This is a genomic window from Microcoleus sp. C2D2, from assembly GCF_036702495.1.
In the GTDB taxonomy this organism is placed as follows: Bacteria; Cyanobacteriota; Cyanobacteriia; order Cyanobacteriales; family Microcoleaceae; genus Microcoleus.
This window is the reverse complement of sequence record NZ_JAUBTO010000023.1, coordinates 65436-71591: the sequence shown is the minus strand read 5'-3', so window position 1 is coordinate 71591 and position 6156 is coordinate 65436. Positions and strand designations below refer to the sequence as shown.

5 protein-coding genes and 1 CRISPR repeat array are annotated in these 6156 nt (G+C 45.7%); of the genes, 2 read left to right on the top strand and 3 right to left on the bottom strand.

The features are described 5' to 3' along the window. Positions 1-675 precede the first annotated feature (675 nt). Positions 676-1890: direct repeats of the CRISPR family, unit length 36 nt; unit sequence GTTTCAATCCCCTCTCGGGGAAGTGGTAAAGGAGAC. Positions 1891-1994: 104 nt separating this feature from the next. Then, complete coding sequence (locus QUB61_RS10500) at positions 1995-2342, top strand: hypothetical protein (RefSeq protein WP_333129899.1); 348 nt, start codon at positions 1995-1997, stop codon at positions 2340-2342. Positions 2343-2401: 59 nt separating this feature from the next. Here QUB61_RS10500 and aroH read toward each other — a convergent pair whose 3' ends face one another. Together aroH and sppA are read right to left on the bottom strand one after the other, a co-directional pair. Next, a complete protein-coding gene (gene aroH / locus QUB61_RS10495; RefSeq protein WP_445300248.1) occupies positions 2402-2827 on the bottom strand; it encodes a chorismate mutase in 426 nt (141 codons plus the stop codon). 253 nt (positions 2828-3080) lie between these two features. Next, positions 3081-3899 carry a signal peptide peptidase SppA gene (gene sppA, locus QUB61_RS10490; RefSeq protein ID WP_333129984.1) on the bottom strand — a complete coding sequence of 273 codons (819 nt, stop codon included), beginning with the start codon at positions 3897-3899 and terminating at the stop codon, positions 3081-3083. Between the two features lie 483 nt (positions 3900-4382). Here sppA and QUB61_RS10485 point away from each other — a divergent pair, with 483 nt between their 5' ends. Further along, positions 4383-5456, top strand: a complete 1074-nt coding sequence (locus QUB61_RS10485) for a DMT family transporter (RefSeq protein ID WP_333129900.1) — start codon at positions 4383-4385, stop codon at positions 5454-5456. 33 nt (positions 5457-5489) lie between these two features. Here the strand turns inward: QUB61_RS10485 and QUB61_RS10480 are convergent, their stop codons facing one another. Continuing rightward, positions 5490-6131, bottom strand: a complete 642-nt coding sequence (locus QUB61_RS10480; protein WP_333129902.1) for a phage tail protein — start codon at positions 6129-6131, stop codon at positions 5490-5492. Positions 6132-6156 lie beyond the last annotated feature (25 nt).

Below are 6156 nucleotides of genomic sequence, written 5' to 3'. Positions count from 1 at the left end.
TTAATTGGGTCAACAGGTAAAAGATGAGTAATTTTACTCATTGACAATAGTGCTTTTAGCTTAACTTGTGAGTAATGTGGTTTGAGTAGGGAAACGGTACAGCCTTTGGTGGTGTCAACTTAAGGTCAAACGTAGTAGGGGTATGCTGTTTGACGATTAGGCTCTTGATCCCCCCTAGCCCCCCTTAAGAAGGGGGGAACCGGAAGCGCTCTTTCGTCCCCCGACTATCAGGGACAATTTGTCGTCGTCTTTACCACCGTCAAGAGAACCGGAGGCGCTCTTTCGTCCCCCGACTATCAGGGCCAAATTACTCCTCAATCGAACAGTAACGTAACAGAACCGGAGGCGCTCTTTCGTCCCCCTTCTTAAGGGGGATTTAGGGGGATCTAGACTCGGTTAAAAACAAAATTTCTCAAGGCTTTCAGTCTTAAGTTGACACGAATAGGCACGGCGCCGTCTCCTGACTGTGGGTAAGATTAATTCCGATGCCACGGGATTTGATATCAATCCCCTCTTGGGGAAGTGGTAAAGAAGCTAAGTAGGGGTCCAGAAACCGGGTTTTTTTACGAAAATATTTGGTTGTAGTCCACAGATTCTGTAAAAAACCCGGTTTCTTTGGTCGGAGTGCATAAATTCTGGCGTTGCAAAGAAATGGAAAAATTTCAAGCAGATGTAGTTTTAATCCCCTCTCGGGGAAGTGGTAAAGGAGACTTTCAAAATGTTGGTTTTTTGGCTGCATTTGCCGCTTTATCGTTTCAATCCCCTCTCGGGGAAGTGGTAAAGGAGACTGAGGATATGTCCGAGGAGGCAGTGCGGGAGGTATAGTTTCAATTCCCTCTCGGGGAAGTGGTAAAGGAGACTTGACGGAGAGTTGGAATGCGAAGGCAAAGTCGTACAAGTGTTTCAATCCCCTCTCGGGGAAGTGGTAAAGGAGACATGACTACTCAATAGATAGTCTAGTACAAATACTAATGTTTCAATCCCCTCTCGGGGAAGTGGTAAAGGAGACACAAGTGGGTGTTGGGAAATCCCCTACAATGGGGAAGGGTTTCAATCCCCTCTCGGGGAAGTGGTAAAGGAGACAAATTTGATAGGGAAGTGTTCCAAGTTGAGAGTAAGGTTTCAATCCCCTCTCGGGGAAGTGGTAAAGGAGACAATGGAGCTGGTTCAATCAAATAGTTTTTTAACGTGTTTCAATCCCCTCTCGGGGAAGTGGTAAAGGAGACTTTAAAATGGAATGTGAGAGATATTGTGAAACTGAGTTTCAATCCCCTCTCGGGGAAGTGGTAAAGGAGACTTGGCAGGGGCTTTGGAAAAGGTGAGAGCGGTCATTTAGTCGTTTCAATCCCCTCTCGGGGAAGTGGTAAAGGAGACAAGACAAGGAAGATACTAGAGGGTACAGTAGATAGCATAGAGTTTCAATCCCCTCTCGGGGAAGTGGTAAAGGAGACTACCGATGATCCAGTACTAACAGGTATGTTAGTTGGAGGAGTTTCAATCCCCTCTCGGGGAAGTGGTAAAGGAGACGAGACAAAATTTACATCTCGAGTTGCCGACACTGAGGGTTTCAATCCCCTCTCGGGGAAGTGGTAAAGGAGACGGAAAACGAAAGAATGGGCTGTTGGCGACTACATCGAGTTTCAATCCCCTCTCGGGGAAGTGGTAAAGGAGACTTACTATTTGTTTGTGAAAATGTAGAGGACATGCAAAAGTTTCAATCCCCTCTCGGGGAAGTGGTAAAGGAGACCATAAATCTGCTGGAAGTGGATTGATTCGTTGGGTTTCAATCCCCTCTCGGGGAAGTGGTAAAGGAGACCCACCTAATCGAGGAAGTGGAAGAAGAGGCCAATAAATGTTTCAATCCCCGAGAGGGGAAGTGGTAAAGGAGACTCTTCGGCCAGGGAGCCTTACCCAGAAAGGGTTTCAAGCCTCAAATCGACGCACCATTTTTTACCTGTCAATAAGACCGTAAAACCTGCAATAAGCTCAGTTGCTTGCAAGCCGTAACCCTTGCTATCAGAGTAATCGACGCACCCCAACGAGAAAATCAGGGTTTTGCCGATCGCCCTCGCGGCGTCGATCGCCCATCTGCGACACTGAAACTACCCGCAGATACAAAAAAAAACTATGCAATTTTCAACGTTCTGGAGCGATCGAGCTTTGCAACTCGCAAACTCACCATACACATCAACCTGCAACTTGTCAACAAGAATGAGAGTGAAATCCGACGAGAGCCCTTTTTGAGTTGTCGGGGCGACAAAATCAAAGAAACCGGGTTTTTGCCGTTTTCGTCGGCTGTAACCAAGTATTCTAGAAAAAACCCGGTTTCCGATCGCCCGTGAGTCTAGGAATGTTTGACTTTTTGAGTTGTCCGGGCGATCGACTTTCACAATCGCCAAGTCTAATTTTCCCCAGCCCCCGCCACCGCTAAATTCCTATCGGGGCGCAAATTTTGAGCTCCCCGCAAATAAGGATGATAAATTTCAGTATGTGCCGGCCAGTTAACCAGAATTAAAAACCGGATGCAGCGTTCCAAAGCACCCTCAACGTGCATCTGCTGTACGTCCAACAAAGCAACATTACACCAGTGAGGACGTTCGCGGGCGATCGCAGCCGGAAACACAGCATCTAAATCGCGAGTAGCAGAAAACGTAGCACTAATAATTAAATCTGGATTTAAATCATTTTTTGCTTCTAATTCATCTAATAATTCTTTCACCGCTTCTCGAATTGCTGCCACCGAATTCTCGCTAGCAGTTGTTGCCCCACGAATACCCCGCACTTGCCACTCCACGCAAAATTCCTCCATTTTTTTGTTATTAGTCATTAGTCATTAGTCATTAGTTATTAGTCATTAGTCATACTAAATTAGGCTTAAATACCCACTTTATTTCTTAGTCCCCGCTTGAGTGGACTTCCTTTGTGTAGTTTGACCTCGAACTCCTAGGCGAAGCCAGCGCGAAGCGCTTATGATGGGCGAAGCGCCACATTGGAGTTTGAGGTCAACAGATTTCAATCGCCCAATCATCCAAGGAGTAACTAATGACTACTGACTCCTGACCAATGACTAATTTATTTAATCACGGGCGATACATCCACAGCGGCACACCGTTAGTAGAAAGCTCGAATTCCAGCAAATTCTTGTAAGCCCAAAGCCCGGATGTATCCAGACTACTCCCCAAGACGCGATTTAGGAAAGGTTTTGCTTTTTCTAGCGTGCAAGACTCGGTTTTTTCCGGGTCCAGGCCTGCGAGTTCCGCGGCAAGGCGGCGAGCGTCCTCTTCTGTTCCCAGTCGATCGACCAAACCCAATTCTAAGGCTTGCTGACCGGTAAAAACCCGACCGTCGGCAAAACTTTTCACTTTCTCAACAGCCAATGAACGGGCTTCGGCAACCGTTTCCACGAATTGCTGGTAGCTGGTGTCGATCAAGTCTTGCAGAATTTCCTGTTCCGGATCCGTCAATCCTCGATCGAATGCCAAGATATCTTTATACGGGCCAGATTTAATCACCTCAAAAGAAACGCCTACTTTTTCTAACAGCCGTTCTATATTGTTACCCCGGATAATCACGCCAATGCTGCCAGTAATTGTACCGGGATTGGCAACGATATGCTCGGCTCCCATGCCGATGTAAACTCCGCCAGAAGCTGAAATATTGCCGAAACTGGCGACAATTTTGACTTTTTCGCGCAAACGCTTGAGCGCGCTGTAAATTTCCTGGGAATCGCCCACAGTGCCGCCGGGGCTGTCTATGCGCAGCAGCAAGGCGGGAAATTTGCGTTCTTCAACGGTTTTGAGAGCTTCTAGCACTCGTTTGCGGGTTTCTCCGGCAATGGATCCGGTGATTTCGATACGGGCGATTTGTTTGCGGTAGCGGGGCTTGAATGGCCAAATCATGGGCAGTGTACAGGCAATGTTACGGATTTTTGTAGCTAACTTCTTATAGTGTGCCTTATTCATCGGGGTAGATGTTGTGCCATTTAGGAACAGGCAAGATGCCCGTTCCACAATCAAGCAATTTCTTGTGGAACGGGCATCTTGCCCGTTCCAGATTGTTCGCAACAGGCAAGATGCCTGTTCCACCTTGATTTTGTGGAACGGGCATCTTGCCCGTTCATAATGCCGCAACAGGCAAGATGCCTGTTCCACCTTGATTTTGTGGAACAGGCATCTTGCCTGTTTGTTCATCATGGCGCAACAGGCTTTTGGGCTTGTTCCACCTTGATTTTGTGGAACAGGCATCTTGCCTGTTTGTTTATCATGGCCGAGATTTGTGCGATCGCACTTAACCCACGTTCGATATATAATTGTAAAAATTGCTTAACAAAACTACATCATTCTCGTGAGAGCCATTTTCATCAATTATTTGGAGAGTCCGCCATGCAGCTAAAGCTTACCGATTCAAAACTGCCTTTTGCCCCGCTGTTGCTAATTGCGCCGTTTTTCCTGTGGGGAACCGCGATGGTAGCAATGAAGGGGGTGATGCCGCACACAACGCCGCTGTTTGTGGCTGTCGTGCGTTTGATACCTGCGGGTGTGTTGGTGCTGCTGGCGGCGGCATTCATGGGAAAACCGCAGCCGCAGGGTTGGAAAGCTTGGCTGTGGATTTCGCTGTTTGCTTTGGTTGACGCTACTTTGTTTCAAGGCTTTTTAGCCGAAGGTTTGGCGAGAACCGGTGCCGGCTTGGGTTCGGTGATGATTGACTCTCAACCGCTAGCAGTGGCGATTTTGTGTTTGTGGCTGTTTCAAGAAAAAATTGGTTTTTGGGGCTGGTTGGGATTAGTTTTTGGCGTAGCGGGCATCAGTTCGATCGGGTTGCCCGATGGCTGGATTTTGGGGCTTTTTCATCCTGAAAACGTGCAGGTTTCTGGGGGTATCGAACAGTTGTTTCAGGGTGGAGAATGGTTGATGCTGTTGGCTGCTTTGTCGATGGCTGTGGGTACGGTTTTGGTGCGCTGGGTTTGCCGTTATGTTGACCCGGTGGTGGCGACTGGTTGGCACATGATTTTGGGCGGTTTGCCGCTGTTGGCAATTTCGGCTGCAACTGAGTCTGAACAGTTTGTGAATATCGATTTTTCCGGCTGGATGGCCTTAGGTTATTCTACAGTGTTCGGAAGTGCGATCGCCTACGGTTTATTCTTTTATTTTGCTTCGAGTGGCAGTCTAACCAGTTTAAGTTCTCTTACCTTTCTTACGCCTGTATTTGCTTTGCTGTTCGGCAATTTGTTCTTGGGCGAAGTGCTCAATCCGCTACAATCGATGGGAGTTGGGCTGACTTTGGTGAGTATTTATTTGATTAATCAGCGGGATACTTTGGGTGAGAAATTGCGAAAAGTGCGGCACGGTGAAGCGAGTGCAGAAGTTGAAGCAACAGGATTGTTAGAGTCGTCTGATTTGAATTCTGTAGAATTACCCGTGCAGTTGCGGGTTAGCGAATTGGAATCAGAAGTTTAGCAGGTGGAAAAGTTTAGGCAAAATTGCCTAAATTTACCACTCGTCTTCTAAAGGAATAACAATTTTCTTGCTTTCAATATCTACTACAAAACTTTTCAAACTGGGATTGTGTTGGTAACAAGCCATCAAATCCTTATGCTTGCTATATTGTTTGGAAATTTCCCGATAATATTCAGGATTTTTGGCGTCAATTGTAAAATCATGTTTCTTTACAAGCTCCTTATTTAACGTTTCTAAACAATTTTTGAATTTAGACTTTTTGTTGTCTTTATAATACAGTGGCAGCAACCAACACTCAATAGAGTGTATTGATATAGCCCAAATGATTCGCTGTTGACATAGACTGTAGAAATATTCGCCAATTTCCTCTTTAAACTTTTTGATAACTTTTTCTATCAACTCTTTAGGAGTAAATTCACCATTTTCATCTTGCTGTGGGATACCATACTCTTCTGAAACATCAGTATCTATTTGAATAATTATATAGTCATTAAATTGAAACGCTTCTAGAAAATCTTTTAAACGGCAATAAGCAAAAACTTGACTCCAACTACCATAACCTTTATATTTGTTTTCATCATCTTTATCTCTTCCTGGTTGAAGCGGTCTAATATCTAGATCGGGATTCTTGAAATATCCTGCTAAAATATTTTCAATCACAATCTGCTCAGTCAATCCCTCAGTAATTAATCCAAAACTA